Source organism: candidate division KSB1 bacterium, assembly GCA_034505495.1.
Lineage (GTDB): Bacteria > Zhuqueibacterota > Zhuqueibacteria > Residuimicrobiales > Krinioviventaceae > Fontimicrobium_A.
Genome location: JAPDQV010000057.1, coordinates 1 through 15,438 on the forward strand (window position 1 = coordinate 1; position 15,438 = coordinate 15,438).

The 15,438-nt window shown below is 54.2% G+C and carries 15 protein-coding genes; 10 read left to right on the forward strand and 5 right to left on the reverse strand.

The features are described 5' to 3' along the window. The 6 genes from ONB24_14525 to ONB24_14550 all read left to right on the forward strand — a co-directional run bounded on the left by ONB24_14525 (position 1) and on the right by ONB24_14550 (position 3,684). The gene (locus ONB24_14525; protein MDZ7317325.1) at positions 1 to 807 is read left to right on the forward strand and encodes an MvaI/BcnI family restriction endonuclease; all 807 of its coding nucleotides are present in this window, start codon (positions 1 to 3) and stop codon (positions 805 to 807) included. A gap of 75 nt (positions 808 to 882) precedes the next feature. After that, entirely contained in the window at positions 883 to 1,269 is a 387-nt protein-coding gene (locus ONB24_14530; protein MDZ7317326.1) for a hypothetical protein, read from the forward strand. A gap of 123 nt (positions 1,270 to 1,392) precedes the next feature. Further along, the gene (locus ONB24_14535; protein MDZ7317327.1) at positions 1,393 to 2,064 is read left to right on the forward strand and encodes a protein-L-isoaspartate(D-aspartate) O-methyltransferase; all 672 of its coding nucleotides are present in this window, start codon (positions 1,393 to 1,395) and stop codon (positions 2,062 to 2,064) included. A gap of 64 nt (positions 2,065 to 2,128) precedes the next feature. Next, the gene (locus tag ONB24_14540; GenBank protein ID MDZ7317328.1) at positions 2,129 to 2,767 is read left to right on the forward strand and encodes a PspC domain-containing protein; all 639 of its coding nucleotides are present in this window, start codon (positions 2,129 to 2,131) and stop codon (positions 2,765 to 2,767) included. Positions 2,768 to 2,798: 31 nt separating this feature from the next. Further along, positions 2,799 to 3,326, forward strand: coding sequence for a hypothetical protein (locus ONB24_14545; protein ID MDZ7317329.1), 528 nt, complete (start codon positions 2,799 to 2,801; stop codon positions 3,324 to 3,326). Beyond that, positions 3,313 to 3,684: a hypothetical protein gene (locus tag ONB24_14550; protein MDZ7317330.1), complete on the forward strand. Its 372-nt coding sequence runs from the start codon at positions 3,313 to 3,315 to the stop codon at positions 3,682 to 3,684. Before ONB24_14545 ends, ONB24_14550 begins: the two co-directional genes overlap by 14 nt. Here ONB24_14550 and ONB24_14555 read toward each other — a convergent pair. Continuing rightward, a complete protein-coding gene (locus tag ONB24_14555) occupies positions 3,681 to 4,070 on the reverse strand; it encodes a DUF302 domain-containing protein (protein MDZ7317331.1) in 390 nt (129 codons plus the stop codon). The two genes, ONB24_14550 and ONB24_14555, sit on opposite strands and share 4 nt — an antisense overlap. Positions 4,071 to 4,151: 81 nt before the next feature. Between ONB24_14555 and ONB24_14560 the strand changes: the two genes are divergently transcribed. After that, positions 4,152 to 5,159: an SDR family oxidoreductase gene (locus ONB24_14560; protein ID MDZ7317332.1), complete on the forward strand. Its 1,008-nt coding sequence runs from the start codon at positions 4,152 to 4,154 to the stop codon at positions 5,157 to 5,159. 41 nt (positions 5,160 to 5,200) lie between these two features. Here ONB24_14560 and ONB24_14565 read toward each other — a convergent pair whose 3' ends face one another. The 4 genes from ONB24_14565 to ONB24_14580 form a co-directional block, all read right to left on the reverse strand. Next, positions 5,201 to 8,251 carry an efflux RND transporter permease subunit gene (locus ONB24_14565; protein MDZ7317333.1) on the reverse strand — a complete coding sequence of 1,017 codons (3,051 nt, stop codon included), beginning with the start codon at positions 8,249 to 8,251 and terminating at the stop codon, positions 5,201 to 5,203. 114 nt (positions 8,252 to 8,365) lie between these two features. Beyond that, a complete protein-coding gene (locus ONB24_14570) occupies positions 8,366 to 9,235 on the reverse strand; it encodes an efflux RND transporter periplasmic adaptor subunit (GenBank protein MDZ7317334.1) in 870 nt (289 codons plus the stop codon). A gap of 39 nt (positions 9,236 to 9,274) precedes the next feature. After that, positions 9,275 to 10,603, reverse strand: coding sequence for a TolC family protein (locus ONB24_14575; GenBank protein MDZ7317335.1), 1,329 nt, complete (start codon positions 10,601 to 10,603; stop codon positions 9,275 to 9,277). A gap of 6 nt (positions 10,604 to 10,609) precedes the next feature. Next, entirely contained in the window at positions 10,610 to 11,056 is a 447-nt protein-coding gene (locus ONB24_14580) for a MarR family winged helix-turn-helix transcriptional regulator (GenBank protein ID MDZ7317336.1), read from the reverse strand. Between the two features lie 404 nt (positions 11,057 to 11,460). Between ONB24_14580 and ONB24_14585 the strand changes: the two genes are divergently transcribed. Genes ONB24_14585 through ONB24_14595 form a run of 3 tightly spaced genes read left to right on the forward strand, consistent with a single transcriptional unit; the run spans position 11,461 to position 15,251 of the window. Beyond that, complete coding sequence (locus ONB24_14585; protein MDZ7317337.1) at positions 11,461 to 12,129, forward strand: fumarylacetoacetate hydrolase family protein; 669 nt, start codon at positions 11,461 to 11,463, stop codon at positions 12,127 to 12,129. A 45-nt stretch (positions 12,130 to 12,174) separates the two neighbouring features. Beyond that, positions 12,175 to 14,439 (forward strand): glycoside hydrolase family 3 C-terminal domain-containing protein, encoded by a 2,265-nt coding sequence (locus tag ONB24_14590; GenBank protein MDZ7317338.1) that lies wholly within the window; start codon positions 12,175 to 12,177, stop codon positions 14,437 to 14,439. A gap of 23 nt (positions 14,440 to 14,462) precedes the next feature. Further along, entirely contained in the window at positions 14,463 to 15,251 is a 789-nt protein-coding gene (locus ONB24_14595; protein ID MDZ7317339.1) for an acyltransferase, read from the forward strand. The last annotated feature ends 187 nt before the right edge of the window (positions 15,252 to 15,438 follow it).

Here is a 15,438-nt window from a genome sequence, read left to right on the forward strand (position 1 = left end):
ATTACCAAAGAACAGCTGCTGGAGTCTCTCTATAAAATTAGTGCAAAAGGATGGCATAAAAGCGTTAAGGATACTATTACAACACGAAATGATGGAGCCGTTGGGAATACTTTGGAAGCTCTGCTCGGATTAAAGGAGAACAACCTTCCTATTCCCAATATGCGGGAATGGGAACTCAAAGGTCAAAGGCTGCACTCTAATTCTTTAATTACCATCAAACACATAGAACCTTCTCCCAGGGCCTCAAAATTGGTTTCGACTTTGTTGCTTCCCCTGTACGGCTGGGAGCATAAAGAGGCAGGCAGGAAATACCCGGATAATGAAAAGAGTTTTAGATCCACGACGAGCGCTGCCGGCTATACGAATCGAGGGTTCCGATTGGTTTTAGATCGGCGTCAATATAGGCTTCGTTTTGTTTTTGATCCTTATCAGGCCGACCACACCGATCCGGAAATTGTCAAATGGCTGGAGAGCGTCGAACGTCGGGTAGGTTTAGGCCCTCTCAACCCCGAGTCGTATTGGGGATTAGATGATTTGCGATATGAAATTGGCGTAAAAGTGAAAAACTGCTTTTATGTAATAGCAGATACCAAAATTAGTAAAGGTCGCGAATTCTTTAAATACGTTAAACTGCTGGTGCTTTCCGGATTTTCCTTTGATGGTTTTCTGGAATGCATCGAAGAAGGCATTGTCTTGGTTGATTTTGACGCCCGTTCCGGGCATAACCACGGAACAAAATTCAGAATTAGGCAAAATCAATGGCATAGATTATATGAATCGGTTGAGGAAATAAATTTGGAAAAATGATAACAGCGCCATGAATCGGCAAGGTTCTTTACGATTAAAATCGTGACCAAACAGCCGGAAATGCAGCTCAATTTAATGAAAGCTTTTTTGATTTTTGTATTCGTCTGCGCGGCACTGTGCGGCCGACGAGTTGACAATTCGGCCCGAAACCCCGCCCTCGTTCGCGCGCCGATCGATTCCATACGCGTCACCGAGGCGCCGAACGGAAAAGAGGCGGTGCTGGAGATTTTCGGCCAACTGCCGAGTCCTGCCTACAGCCTCGACCATGTCGAAATTGTGCGCAAAGGCAACCGAATCACTGTCATTCCATGGCTGAATTACCGGCGCGACCAGATCGTCATCATGATGACCGTGCCTTTTCAGCACAAGATTTCTTTGCCGCTGCAAAAGAACGGCAGGTTTGCCGTACAGGTCGAGGGGGCCAATCGGACTTATTCTGAAGACCTGATTCGAAAACGCTGATTTGCATCGTGGTAAATCAGGAGATTGTCAAAGATGAATCGTCGCTTCATTACAAAAAAATGGGGGATCGGATGCGGCGTGCTGTTGTTTGTGCTTTGCTCGCTTGGCAATGGAGACGGGAAAATGAAAGATCGGCAACCTTCCATGGAAGAGCTGCAGAAGCAGCGCGAAAAGATGGTGCAGTTTCAGATCAAGGCCCGCGGGGTAAGCGATCCCAAGGTTCTGCAGGCCATGCTGCGCGTTCCTCGTCACGAGTTTGTGCCGGCGACCTACAGAGATGATGCGTACGAGGACTTTCCGCTTCCCATCGGTTACGGCCAGACCATTTCGCAGCCGTACATCGTCGCCTATATGACGGAGGCGCTTCACCTCAAAGGCGGCGAGAAGGTACTGGAGATCGGCACCGGTTCAGGCTACCAAGCTGCGGTATTGGCGGAGATAGCCGGTCAGGTTTACAGCATCGAAATCGTCGAGCCTCTCTGTCGCGAAGCCGCTCAACGGCTGCAGCAATTGGGATATGCCAACGTCAGCGTGCGCTGCGGTGACGGCTATGCAGGCTGGCCGGAAGCCGCGCCGTTCGACGCCATCATCCTGACTGCGGCACCTGAGGAAATTCCGCAACCGTTGGTCGAACAGCTCGGCGAAGGAGGCCGTATGATATTGCCGCTCGGCCGTTTCTCCCAGAATTTGGTGCTGTTGACCAAACAGGAAGGAAAGGTCAACAAAAGGAATCTGTTGCCTGTGCGTTTTGTGCCCATGACCGGAAAGGCGGAAGACAAGCAGGAGAGAAAATGAAACCTCGTTTTTGCCGTTCCGTATTACCGACCGGATCGAGGAATCAAAGAAAAGGAGGCCGAGCATGAGCGGCGAAATGAAAAAGCTCTATCGATCTTCGCAGGACCGCATGGTCGGCGGTGTATGTGCTGGAATCGCCGAATATTTCGGGGTCGATGCAACCGTCATCCGTCTGGTTTGGGTGGTTCTCACGCTTATGAACGGTGTCGGATTGCTGGTGTATCTGCTCTGCATGGCCATGATCCCGCAGAAAGAGTCTTCGGAAATTACTGAAAAACAGGAGCAAAAATCGTCAGAATGGTCGCTGTATTTCGGCGTCGCTTTGATTGCTATTGGTTTATATTTTTTGATGCATCAACGCTTTCCTTGGTTTCCCTTTAAATGGCCTTGGCACTTATGGCACAGCATTCGCCATTTTTTCTGGCAAAGCATCTTTATTTTTGCCGGCTTGCTTTTAATTCTTCGCGGTGTTCGCGGTGACGACTCTGCTCCTCAAGGCGGATCAAAGCTAAGGTTCTCGCGCAGCCGCCGATACCGCATGATCGCCGGTGTGTGCGGCGGCATTGCCGAGCACCTCCAGGTCGATCCCTCGCTCATCCGCATCGCTTTTATCGGTCTTGCGCTGCTGACCGGCTTCTGGCTGGGAGTCGGCATCTATCTGGTCTTGGCCTTGGCCGTCCCTGAAGAGCCCGTGGAAAGCTGACGGAAAGATTCCAACTGAAAGGAGACCCTGCATGAGATCCTCTTCCTCGATTGTTTTGGGCGTGTTGTGTATCCTGATCGGCATCGGTCTGACTGCCGACCGCTTTTTCGCCTTTGAATTCGGTTGGATGCAGATCTATCCGCTTCTGCTGTTGGCGCTGGCGGCAACGTCGGCCGTCAAGCTTTCGACTGGTCACCGGCCCTCGGCTTTTAATGTCGGTTTTTTCGGCGCGCTGGGCGCCTTCTTTTTTCTGCGTAATTACGGCCTCATCGATCAGCTGTGGCTGACGCAAAGCTGGCCGGTCATCATCCTTGCCGTCGGTATCGGCTTTGCCGTTTCTTTTATATACAACCCGCGCGACTGGGGAGTTCTGGTGCCCGCCGTCATCTTTTTGGGATTGGGAACGCTGTTTATCCTTGATTCCGTGGCGTTGATTCGCGATTTGTGGGATATATTGTGGGAGGGCATCGACCGGTTTTGGCCGATCGTTCTGATTGTCATCGGCGGGCTGATGATACTGCGCTCGGCAAAAGGGCGAAGCGGGCATGAACATCAATAAAAGGCGGCTTTATCGATTTGCTTTTTTTCTGACTTTATCGGCGATTGCCTGGCTCTCTTTGCTGCCCAACGACACAGAAGCCGCCCGACACATGCCGAGTCTGACGCCCTCGGCGTTCGAAATGCACGTCCTGGCTTACGCCGTTGCCGTATGCCTCGGTTTCGGGGGTTTTGGTTTCAATCTGCCGATCACTTTCGGCGTGTTCCTCTACGGCACTTTCCTCGAGATAGCCCAGCACTTTATCCCCACGCGCTCTTTTAACCCTTTCGATGCATTGGCAAACGCCGTAGGCATCCTGCTGTGCACCGTTTTATATGGTTATTTCGAAAAACGGGGTTCAGCGCCGGACTCTGCTTAGCGCAGACTCTCAATAACGTTTTTCAATTTATGCCGAACCTTGCCGGCTATTTCCGCCAACGCTGAATTCTCTACCGCCTGCATCGAGGCAAAGGGATCAACAGCGGCAACCTCAACAGTAGCGTCATCCCGCTGCTGAATAATGACGTTGCAGGGCAAAAAAACGCCGATTTTATCTTCCAGGCTGAGCGCCTTGTAGGCATAAGGCGGATTACAGGCGCCGAGAATGATGTAGGGCCGAAAGTCGACTCCCAGTTTGTCTTTCATTGCCTGCTGTACGTTTATCGTGCTGATGACCCCAAAACCCTCTTTTTTTAATGCTTCCGTAACCTGATGAAGCGCTTGATCAAAAGAGGTTTGAAGAGTCTTGGAAAAATAATATTTCATTTAACCTCCGACCTTGTAGAAAATGTGCTCATTTGTTATTTTGATGAATGCGCAACAATAAAGATTCTCAAGGAGAATAAAGTGCGGATATTATTCATTGGTGGAACGGGGGTCATCAGCTCGGCTTGTACCGAGGCGGCAATCGAAAAGGGAATTGAGGTGGTATTGTTCAATCGCGGCAAGTCGATTCGGCCGGCGCCGCCGCGCGCTCAAGTCGTTCATGTAAATGCCCGCGATCCCCGACAGCTGCAGAACGTCGTTGAAAATCAATTTTTCGATGTGGTCGTCGACTGGATCGCCTATACGCCTGCCGATATCGAGCTGGATCTGCTGGCTTTCCGCGGCCGATGCCGTCAGTTCATCTTTATCAGCTCGGCCTCTGTATACCAGACGCCGCCCGCCGTCCTGCCGGTGACCGAAGACACCCCCTTGGAAAACCCCTATTGGCAGTACTCGCGCGACAAGATTGCCTGTGAGCGCCGCTTGGAACAGGCGAGGCGCAAAGAAGGGTTTCCGGTGACCATTGTGCGGCCCTCGCACACCTATGATAAAACGATGCTGCCCTGCCGCGGCGGCTGGACGACCATCGACCGGATGCGCCGCGGCCTGCCGGTCATCATTCACGGCGACGGCACCTCAATCTGGACGCTGACGCATCATCGCGACTTTGCCAAGGGATTCGTCGGTCTGCTTGGACGTGAGGATGCCGTCGGCGAAGCGTTTCACATCACTTCCGAGGAGTGGCTGACGTGGAATCAGATCTACGAGATCCTGGCAGATGCCGCAGGAGCGTCGCTGGAGGCCGTTCATGTGCCCTCGGAATGGATCGCCGCCTTGGATCCAAATATCGGTGCCGGCCTGCTCGGCGACAAAATGCATTCAATGATCTTTGACAATCGCAAGATCAGGCGATTTGTGCCGGAATTTCGCTGCGAAATTCCCTTTCGCGAGGGGGCAAAAGAAATCATCGCCTGGTACGACCAACATCCCGAGTTTCAAAAAATCGACGAAAACTATCAGCAACTCAGCGAGCGACTCGTCAGCATCGTGCGCCGAGTCATGGTCGAGCTGGGTGAGCAGGCGAAATAAAGCCCGCTCCCATAACGCGAGAGCGGGCGTTCTATTATCGCTTATCTCTTTAACCTTTTCGGACCTTTGGTCAACAGCATGTAAATGCTGGGAACGACCAGCAGGGTGAGAAACGTCGAGGTAAACAAGCCACCGGCCACAACGGCGCCGAGCGGCTGCAGCGTTTCGCCGCCCTTGCCGAGTCCCAGAGCGATCGGCAGCATGCCGAAAATGGTGGTCAGTGCCGTCATGAGGATCGGTCTGACGCGCGTAACTCCTGCCTCCACAACGGCGTCGATTTTTTCGACGCCGCGCGCCCGACTCTGATTAATGAAATCGACCAGCAAAATGCCGTTGTTGACGACAATGCCGACCAGCATGATCATGCCCAAAAGAGCATTCATGCTGAGGGACGCTCCGAAAATCCACAAGCCGCCGAATACGCCTATCAAAGCGGGGGGGATGGTCATGGCGATGATCAACGGCTGGCTGAACGAGTTGAACTGAGCGCCCATCACCACATAAACCAAAAAGACGGCGGTAACCAGGGCAATTAAAAGGCTGCGGAACGAATCGGCAATGCCTTTGGACTGACCGCCGTACGCCAAGTAGTAATCGGGCGGCAGAGGCAAGGATTTGAGACGCTCCCTGACTTGCCGCCGGACCGCCTGTTCCGAGGCTCCGCTGACGTCCGCCGTGATGATGACGACGCGCTGCTGATCGAAACGATGAATTTCGCCTGCACTCCGGCTGAGCTCCATATCGACGACGGCGCGCAGAGGGTAGACCTGGCCGTTGACGCTGGGCACCGGCAGCTCCAACAGCTCCTCGATTTCGGTCAGTTGGTCCTCGGCAATCTGCACGTTGATTTCATACTCTTTGCTTCCCGGACTAAAACGGGTAACTTCGTTCCTCTGAAATGCCTGAGCAATTAGGGAAGAAACCGCACTTGAAGAAATGCCCAGCTCTGCAGCTCTGTCGCGGCGAATGCGCAGATGAAATTCCGGCAGATTCTCTTCGAGCGTGCTGGTGAGGTTGACGAGGCCGGGGATGGAACGGATGCGGTTCATCGCCTCCTGCGCTGTTTGCCGCAAGACATTGAGATCATCTCCGACTATGCGCACGTTCACCGGCTCGCGCTGCATGCCTTCAGTCGCCGTAACCTGTTTGATGACGATTTTGGCTCCGGCAAGTCCGCGCCACGCCTGTCTTGTCCGATCCATCACTTCGGCGATTTTCTTCGCCTCATCCGGCTTTAACCGCACCGAAAGGTTGGCGACATTGGTCTTAGGATCGCTGACGCCGGCGGTTAGGCCGACAATGGCATAGACCGACTCCACCTCCGGCTGATTGCTTAAATACGCCTCGATCTCCTTGACAGTCGCATCGGTAACGGCCAGGCGCGTACCCTCCTGCATCGTGACATCAATGCGGAACTCGCCCTCGTTGGTCGACGGCAGCATCTGCACGTCCAGGCGCGGCAGGATTGCGGCGACGACCCCGGCCGTCAGGAGAAAAGCGGCCAAAATCACTAAAATAGGTCGGCGCAAAGCTGCCCGCAACAACAACTCGTAACGATAGAGCAGAACCTGCCAAAAGCCGATTCTTTCACCGGCGCCGTGTTTTTTATGGCGGATAATGAGAAACTTGTCGCTGAGCATCGGCACGACGGTCAACGCCACAATGATCGATAGAGAAAGCGAAAAGACAACCGTCAAAGCAAGCTCGCCGAGTAGGACGGAAAAGAGTCCCACCAAAAAGACCATCGGCAAAAAGACGACGATGGACGTCAGCGTCGACGAGGTGATGGCTGAGCCGACCTCGGCGGTAGCGGCAACGATCTCTTTTTTTCGGTCGACCGTACGTTCCTGCTGCAGCCTCCGGTAGATGTTCTCCAGCACGACGATCGAGGCGTCGACGATCATGCCGACGCCCAGTGCCAGGCCGCCCAACGAAATCGTATTGATGGTCAAGCCGAACTGGTCGATTAAGAGAAAAGTGCCGATGATCGAAATGGGAATCGAAAGGGCAATCACTAATGTATTGCGGATGCTGCCGAGAAAGATAAAAATGATGATGCCTGCCAGAACTGCACCAATGGCGGCGTTGCTGACCACATTTTTAATCGACTGCTTGATAAAACCGGCCTGTTCACGAATAATCGAGACTTTAATGTCGGGCGGCAAAATTTTTTGCACGGCGGCCAATTCCTTGAGCACCTCGTCCACCATGGCGACCGTATTGCCGCCGCTCTTTTCCCGCACAGATAAACCGACGATTTCGCGGCCGTTCAGGCGGCTGATGGATGTCTGTTCCTTTTGCGCCCATTCCACCGAGGCAATGTCGCGCAGACGAATCGGAGCCTCTTCAGCGGTTTTGATGACCTCGTTGCGAATATCTTCCAGGCTTTCGAACTTGCCTTTGATGCGCAGATAATAGTTCTTGGCGCCGATTTCGTTTTTGCCTGCCGCAAGGTCCAAATTGGCCGAAGCCAAGGCGGCATTAATCTGCGGCATGGTCAGCCCGTAGAGATTGAGCTTTTGCGGATCCACGGCGACGCGGACTTGACGCTCGAAACCGCCGACGATCTGGACTGCCGCCACGTTTTCCAAACGCAGAATGCGGTTCTTGACTTTTGTCTCGAGGAATTCGCGCACCTCTTCCAGACTTCTTTTGTCGGAATAAAAGCCGATTTCGATGCCCGGCGGGATGAAATCCTGTACCTGCAGCACCGTCGGTTCCAGCGCTCCGCGCGGAAAACGGCTGCGCGCCCGTGCCGTCTTTTCCTGCACGTCCCGTTTGGCCTCTTTAAAATCGACGCCCCAGCCGAAACGCACGATGACGCGGCACGCCCCTTCAAAGCAGATCGATTCCAATTCTTCCACGCCGTCGATGGTGCTGAGCTGCTCCTCCAACGGTTCCACGATCGTTTCCTCGATATCTTCCGGCGAGGCGCCGGGATAGGGTGCGACAACGATGAGCGACGGCGCAGTAAACTCCGGCCAAAACGCGACCGGCAGATTGCTAAGAGAAATTAATCCCATGATCACCACGGCAAAGACGGCCAAAACCGTGCCGACCCACCGATTTATGCTGATTTCCGTAATTTTCATTTTCTATCCTGATCGATTCTCGTAAACAAATACAAACCTGGTTCACCATGATTTCAAAAAGCGGTTTAGAGATGCTCTTTGATTTTTTACGGTTCGGCTCTTACCGAAAGCCGCTCATTCGACGATCTTTACCGGACTGCCGTCCTGAAGCAGGTTTTGCCCATAGACGACCACCAGATCGTCGGCGGAGAGGTTGCCCAGGACTTCCATTTCGCCGTTGAGGATCGCGCCGCCGGTAACGGTGATAAACTGCGCGCGGCCTTCGACCACCTTGACGAGGCGATAGTCGGCGTCGAGACGCGTCACGGCATCGAGCGGTACGGTCAAGGCACGTCGGCTGCCGACCGCAAACTCGCATTTGACCGCCATGCCGGGCAACAATCTGCCGGCAGAGTTGGGAAGGATGATTTCGGCAACGGCCGTACGCGATCGTGAATCTATGATCGGCGCTATTTTGCGCAGTCGGCCGTTAAAGGTTGCGTTCGGGAGAGCATCGGCAGTGACTTTGCAAACGGCGCCGATTTTCACACGCGAAAAATCGCTTTCCAACAGGCGCGCCTTGATCAGAATGGTGTCGATTGCGCCGATGCTGAAGCAGGCTCGCTGCGGGGTAAGCCTGGACCCCACTTCGGCAAAATCCCCGAGAACAATGCCGCTTATGGGCGCCTCGACGTTGACCGGCGAAAAAACCATTCCGGGCACGTCCTGCATCAGCCGTGCAAGCGTCTCGCCTTTTTGCACACGCTTGCCCAACTGCGCCGGCTTTTCGATGACATTGCCCGTTACCTCCGCAAACACTTCTACACTGCGGAGGCTCTCTGCCGTGCCGTTGAGCACGAGCCGTTCCGCAATCTCTCGTATTGTCGGGAAGGCAACCCGAACAGGTATCGGCTCGTTCAAACCGGCCGGTTCAGATTGTTTTTTATTGCATCCGACCGGCAACAACCCGAAAAAGATGGTAATAAAAACGATTGCTTTTTTCATGGTCAACTCCATTGGATTCGTTTTTTGTGGTGTGCAAGGTTAAGGATTGAACTCAAATAGAGAGTAATCGCCGACGGCGCGGCAGAGATCGATCTTGGCGGTAATGTGACCAAAGAGCGCCCGAAGCTCCGCCAGCTCGGTCTCCGCCAACTGCTGCTGCGCTGCAAGCAGGTCGAGAGATGAAATGGTCCCTTTCTCGTATTGCAGTTCGGCGCTTTGCAGGGACTCCTGCGCAAGCAGCCTGCTTTCCTTTTGCGTAAGGACTCTCTGCTCGGCGCTTTTCAAAGTCGCCACGGTTTGGCGAATTTGAACGGCAACGAGCTCGCGAATCTCTTTTTGCTGATAGCTCAGAGCCGTCATCTGTTTTTCGATTTCCTGCAGGCGATGTCTCGTCTGAAAGCCGTCGAAGAAGGGGAATGATAGCTGCACCCCGACATTCCAGTTGTCGACAAACTTTTCCGGATCCATCGGCGAGAAGCCGTTTTGGATCGAATAGGAGGCAACGCCGCTCAAAGCCGGTCGCAGAGAGGCGGCAATGATGTCCGCCTGACGCGCGGTCGTTTGCCGCTGCAGATCGAGCAGCTTTAGATCGATTCGGCGTTCGAGCGCTCTGCTGATCAAAGTATCGGCATTGATCGCTGTCGGCTTGAATTCCAGCTTGCCGGAGACGGTCAGCGTTTCCCCTTCATGTCCGATGGTTTTGGCCAGCCAGAGAATACTTTTTTCATAGGCGCTGCGGGCTTCTTCCAATTGCGCCAGGGCGTTGGAACGTTGCACTTCGGCGCGCAGGCTTTCCAGCTTTGGCGCGTAGCCGGCGGCAAACCGTTCCTGCGCAGCCTTGGCATTTTTTTCCGCCCGCTCGAACTGGAGTTGGGCTGTCCGCAACGCCTCCTGATTGAGCAGAACGGTATAAAAGGCGCGCAGGACCTGATCGGTTACCTCAAGCGCCTTTTGCCGGCGATCCTCTTCGCTCATTTTAACACCCAGCCGGGCGGCATCGATCTGCGCCTGCAGGCTGCCCCAAGTAAAGATCGGTACGTTTAGAGAAATGTCGCCGTTAATGCGGTTGGGCGTGCCGAATCTGAATTCGCGCACCGGTCCGCCGGGGCCCATCGGCACCGAAAAAGAGGAGATTTTGCCAATACGCAGATAACTGCCCCTTCCGGCCAGCGTGGGCAGGCGTCGATTCGTAGACTGCTGCAGCCGCTCTTCGGAAGCGGCAAGCGTATAATCGGCGGCCCGCAGCAGATTGCTGTTTTGATAAGCTTCCTGCAGGCACCCTTGAAGTGTCAGCTGCGTCTGACCTTGTAGAGCCTCAAAGGCGGCGAGCAGAACGAAAAAACTCAGTTTACGATAACAGGTTGTCATGAGCATCTATCCTCGTTGAATGGTTTTGACGTCCAACAATTGGGCAATTGTTTCGAAAGCAGTGACCAGCTGTTGCTGTTGTTCAGGAGAAAGATTATCGAGAACCGTATGATAGATTTTTTCCATCTGTCTTCTTCGGGCGCGAAGGAGCTTTCGCGCCGAATCCGATAGCGAAAAGACCACCTTTCTTGCATCATTTTGATCGATTTGACGCTGCAATCGGCCGCTCTCCAAAGCACGTGAACAGAGCTCGCTGGCTGTGGATTGCGCGATACCCAAAAATGTTGATATTTCTCCGACCGTCAACGCTCCCTTTTCGCGCAGCAGCATCAACAGGCGATATTGAGCCAATGGGATTGCGCTGCTTTTCATAATCTTTCCGGCGAGGCAATGCAGAGAATGCATGGCCGAAGTAAACGCTTTGGCAAACCGCTTTTCCAGATCGCCTTCCATCTCGGCTTCTCCAAATAATATCGTAATTCGATATATCGTATTACGAATATAGTGCCCGTAGGAATTAAAATCAAGTTGTTTATAAAAAATTTTTTCCAAAATGCTAAAGTGCTTCTTGTTTTTTTGAAAAGAAATGTATACTTTTATTCGGCTGAAAACTATCGAGGATCGAAATGTTTGTATTCTGCTACCAGACCGCCAAGGGGGAACCGCGCGTAGGTGTGGTTTATGAGGAAAAGCGTCTCGATTTCACGCGGATTTGGAGCATTTTTAAGGAACTTCGCAAGTCGCCGCACACCCCCGATTATCATTTCATCCAGTTGATGATCGAAATGGAGAATTTTTCGCGCAAGCTGATCACCGAAGTTATCGAAGAGGTGAAGGCAAAGCGCGGTCTGGATGATTTGGTCATCACCGGCGATTTTACTTACGATGTGCCCATTCAGCGGCCGCCTAAGGTTCTTTGCCTTGGCCGTAACTATGCGGAACATGCTGCGGAGCTGCAGAACACCGTTCCCGAAGCACCGTTCTTCTTTTCCAAGCTGCCGTCAGCTCTTGTGCCGCACGAAGGTAACATACGGATCCCAATGGGGATCGGGCGTGTCGATCATGAAGTCGAATTGGCCGTCGTCATCGGCAAAACGGCCAAGCGAATCTCCGAAGACGATGCCATGGAGGTCGTCGTCGGCTATTCCATTGCCAATGACGTCAGCGCCCGTGCCCTCCAGCGCGAAGCCATGATCAAGGGTTTGGCATGGACTTTCTGCAAGGGACTGGACACCTTTTTGCCGATGGGACCCTATCTGGTTCCCGCCGATGCCGTTGAGGATCCGCATGAGCTAGAAATTCAATTGACGGTCAACGGCCAGATTCGCCAAAAAGCCAACACCAATCGAATGATCAACCAAATTCCGCGCATCATCTCCTACATCAGCCGATATATCACTCTTTTCCCGGGGGACATTATCTGTACCGGAACGCCTGCCGGTGTAGGCGCGTTGGAACCCGGAGACGTTGTCGAGGCCTCAATTGAGGGGCTGGGGGTGCTAAGAAATCACGTGGTCATTGAATAATAATAAAGCCGATTTCTCAATCGGCTTTTTCGTTTGAGGAGGAATATGACGCAGAAATACCCCTATCAGAATCCGGAGCTGCCGATAGATCAGAGACTTGAAGACCTCATGGCGAGAATGACCCTGCAGGAAAAGGTCGCCCAAGTTTTATCGATTTGGTTGTTAAAGGCGCAGTTTATTTCCGATGGCGCATTCGACGAAGAAAAGGCCAAGCCGCTGTTGGCAAACGGCATGGGCATTGTCTGCCGGCCGAGCGAGACGCGGCTCGGTCCCAATCTCGGTCCGCGCAAGAACGCCGAATTCGCCAACGCCATACAGCGCTTTGCGGTCGAAAAGACACGGCTCGGCATTCCCATTCTTTTTCACGAAGAGGCGCTGCACGGACAGCAGGCGCCCGGAGCTACGAATTTTCCCCAGGCGATCGCCCTGGCTTCCACATGGGATGTCGATTTGGTGCGGCAGGTTTACGAAACGATTGCCGCCGAAATTCGCGTGCGCGGCGCTCAGCACGTTCTGACGCCGGTGCTGGATGTCGCCCGCGATCCTCGCTGGGGCAGAGTAGAGGAGACGTTCGGAGAGGATCCCTACCTTGTCGCCGAAATAGGCGCGGCTGCAATCCGCGGTTTTCAGGGCGAAAAAGGCCGGATCGATGAGCGGCACGTGGCGGCAACCGCCAAGCATTTTGCCGCGCACGGTCAGCCCGAAAACGGCACCAACTGCGGTCCGGCTTCCTTTCCGGAGCGCATGATGCGCGAGGTGTTTCTCTATCCCTTTGAAATCGCCGTCAAGCGCGAGGGCGTCAAGGCGATCATGGCCGCCTATCATGAAATCGACGGCGTGCCCTGCCACCAAAATCATTGGCTGCTGCAGCGGATTCTGCGCGAGGAGTGGGGGTTCCGCGGCATCGTGGTTTCGGATTACTATGCCGTCGAGCAGCTCGAGGAGCTGCATCACGTAGCCGCCGACAAGGCCGAATGCGCCGTAAAGGCCTTGACCGCAGGCGTCGACAGCGAGCTGCCCGATATGAACTGCTATCCGCTTTTACAAGAGTTGATTGCCTCCGGCAAATTGGATGAAGCGGTTCTTGACAAAGCGGTGGAGCGCATTTTGCGCCTCAAGTTTGAACTGGGTCTGTTCGAACACCCCTACACCGATCCCGATCTCGCCGAACGCATTACCCGTTGCGAAGCGCATCGCCAGTTGGCGCGCCGCGCCGGAGAAAAAGCCGCCATTTTACTCAAAAACGCAAACGGTCTGTTGCCATTGGATATGCAAAAAATCAAACGGCTGGCCGTAGTCGGTCCAAACGCCGCCGACATTCACCTGGGCGGCTATACAGACGAGCCGCGCGTCGGCGTGCCGATCCTGGATGGGCTGCAGGAAAAGCTGAAGGGAAAGGTTGAGGTCGTCTATGCCGAGGGCTGCCGCATCACTGAGGGTTATGCCAGCTGGTTCGCCGATGAAGTGATTCCTGCCAGTCCCGAGCTGAATCGGCAACTGATTGCCGAGGCGGTTCGCGTTGCTGCGGAAGCGGACGTCATTGTGGCCTGCATCGGCGACAATGAACAGACCTGCCGTGAAGCCTGGAAGGCCGACCACCTCGGCGACCGACCTGATCTCAAGCTGGTCGGTCAACAGAACGATCTCATTCATGCCCTGGCCGCAACAGGCAAGCCGATCGTCGTCGTGCTCAACCACGGCCGACCGATCGATCTCACGCCGATCCTCGATGAGGTCGCCGCCATTCTCGATATCTGGTATTTGGGCGAAGAGACCGGCCATGTCGTCGCCGACATTTTATTCGGCGACGTCAATCCCGGCGGCAAGCTGCCGATTACTTATCCGCGTTCGGTCGGGCATCTGCCTGCCTACTATTACAAAAAGCCGTCCGCCAACCGCGGCTATTTGTTCGATCAGAACACGCCGCTTTTTCCCTTCGGGTTCGGTTTGAGCTATACGACGTTCCGCTATGAGGATCTGCGCCTTGATCCGACCGTCGGCGGCGTGGGCACCAAGGTCAAAGTGTCGGTGCGCGTCACCAACACCGGCAGTCGAGCCGGCGACGAGGTGGTGCAGCTCTATATTCACGACAAAGTGGCCTCGGTTACGCGGCCGATCAAGGAGCTGCGCGATTTTCAGCGCATCACCTTAAAGCCGGGCGAAAGCCGAACCGTCGAGTTTGTTCTGACGCCGGAAAAATTGGCGTTTTACAACGAAGCCATGCAACGCGTCGTCGAGCCGGGCGAGTTCGAGATCATGGTCGGCGGCAACTCGGAAGAGCTGCTGTCCGCAGTCTACACCGTGCAATAATTTCATCTTTTCGGGGGAATTCCATGCGCGTCGCCTTTGTGCAGACGGATCCTGTTTTCGGCCGCGTGGAAGAGAATCTTTCGGCTGCCGAAGCACTCATCTGCTGCACAGAGGCCGACCTCTACGTCCTGCCCGAGCTGTTCAGCAGCGGGTATTTGTTCTGCTCTCATGAGGAAGTTCTGGAGCTTGCCGAGCCGATTCCGCAGGGGCCGACGACTCGGCGGCTGCTGGATATCGCACGGGAAAAGCGCGGCCTCATCGTCGGCGGCCTGCCGGAGCGGCATGACGACCGAATTTATAATTCCGCCGTTCTGGTAGACGAAAGGGGAGTGCAGGCCGTCTACCGCAAGGTGCATCTTTTTCTGGAAGAAAAAAAGTGGTTCAGCCCGGGTGACCGACCTTTCTCTACCGTCACGGTCAACGGGATTTGTTTGGGGTTGATGATCTGTTTCGATTGGTTTTTCCCCGAATCCGTCCGCTCGCTGGCCCTGCAGGGGGCGCAGATTATTTGCCATCCCGCCAACCTTGTCCTGCCTTATTGCCAACGCGCCATGATCACGCGCTGTCTGGAAAATCGTGTGTTTGCCGTTACCGCCAACCGCATCGGAACGGAGGAGCGCGGCGGCAAGCGCCTGTGCTTTACCGGCGGCAGCCAAATCACGGCGCCGAACGGAGATGTGCTTGCCTCGGCTCCGGTCGATCGCCCCTATGTGACGGCCGTCGACATCGATCCCACTGCTGCCATAGATAAGCGAATCAATCCCTGGAACGATCTGATTGCCGACCGTCGACCGGAATGCTATCGGCTTTAAGGAGTCATCGCTTCAGCACGTCGCCGTTATAACTCGATAATTTATCTGTAAGTTAACTTCGCGTTGTTTAAAGTTATCGGGATTTCCTAACTTGCTACAGTTGCATAACTAATCCATTAAGGAGGAAATCCCATGGTCATTCACAAGAGAACCAAGCTGACGCCTTTGCAGAGAGAGGCTCTTTACA

Coding starts and splice junctions, on each gene's coding strand:
- ONB24_14530 (MDZ7317326.1), top strand. CDS start 883: ATGAAAGCTTTTTTGATTTTTGTATTCGTCTGCGCGGCACTGTGCGGC.
- ONB24_14535 (MDZ7317327.1), top strand. CDS start 1,393: ATGAAAGATCGGCAACCTTCCATGGAAGAGCTGCAGAAGCAGCGCGAA.
- ONB24_14540 (MDZ7317328.1), top strand. CDS start 2,129: ATGAGCGGCGAAATGAAAAAGCTCTATCGATCTTCGCAGGACCGCATG.
- ONB24_14545 (MDZ7317329.1), top strand. CDS start 2,799: ATGAGATCCTCTTCCTCGATTGTTTTGGGCGTGTTGTGTATCCTGATC.
- ONB24_14550 (MDZ7317330.1), top strand. CDS start 3,313: ATGAACATCAATAAAAGGCGGCTTTATCGATTTGCTTTTTTTCTGACT.
- ONB24_14555 (MDZ7317331.1), bottom strand. CDS start 4,070: ATGAAATATTATTTTTCCAAGACTCTTCAAACCTCTTTTGATCAAGCG.
- ONB24_14565 (MDZ7317333.1), bottom strand. CDS start 8,251: ATGAAAATTACGGAAATCAGCATAAATCGGTGGGTCGGCACGGTTTTG.
- ONB24_14570 (MDZ7317334.1), bottom strand. CDS start 9,235: ATGAAAAAAGCAATCGTTTTTATTACCATCTTTTTCGGGTTGTTGCCG.
- ONB24_14575 (MDZ7317335.1), bottom strand. CDS start 10,603: ATGACAACCTGTTATCGTAAACTGAGTTTTTTCGTTCTGCTCGCCGCC.
- ONB24_14580 (MDZ7317336.1), bottom strand. CDS start 11,056: ATGGAAGGCGATCTGGAAAAGCGGTTTGCCAAAGCGTTTACTTCGGCC.
- ONB24_14590 (MDZ7317338.1), top strand. CDS start 12,175: ATGACGCAGAAATACCCCTATCAGAATCCGGAGCTGCCGATAGATCAG.
- ONB24_14595 (MDZ7317339.1), top strand. CDS start 14,463: ATGCGCGTCGCCTTTGTGCAGACGGATCCTGTTTTCGGCCGCGTGGAA.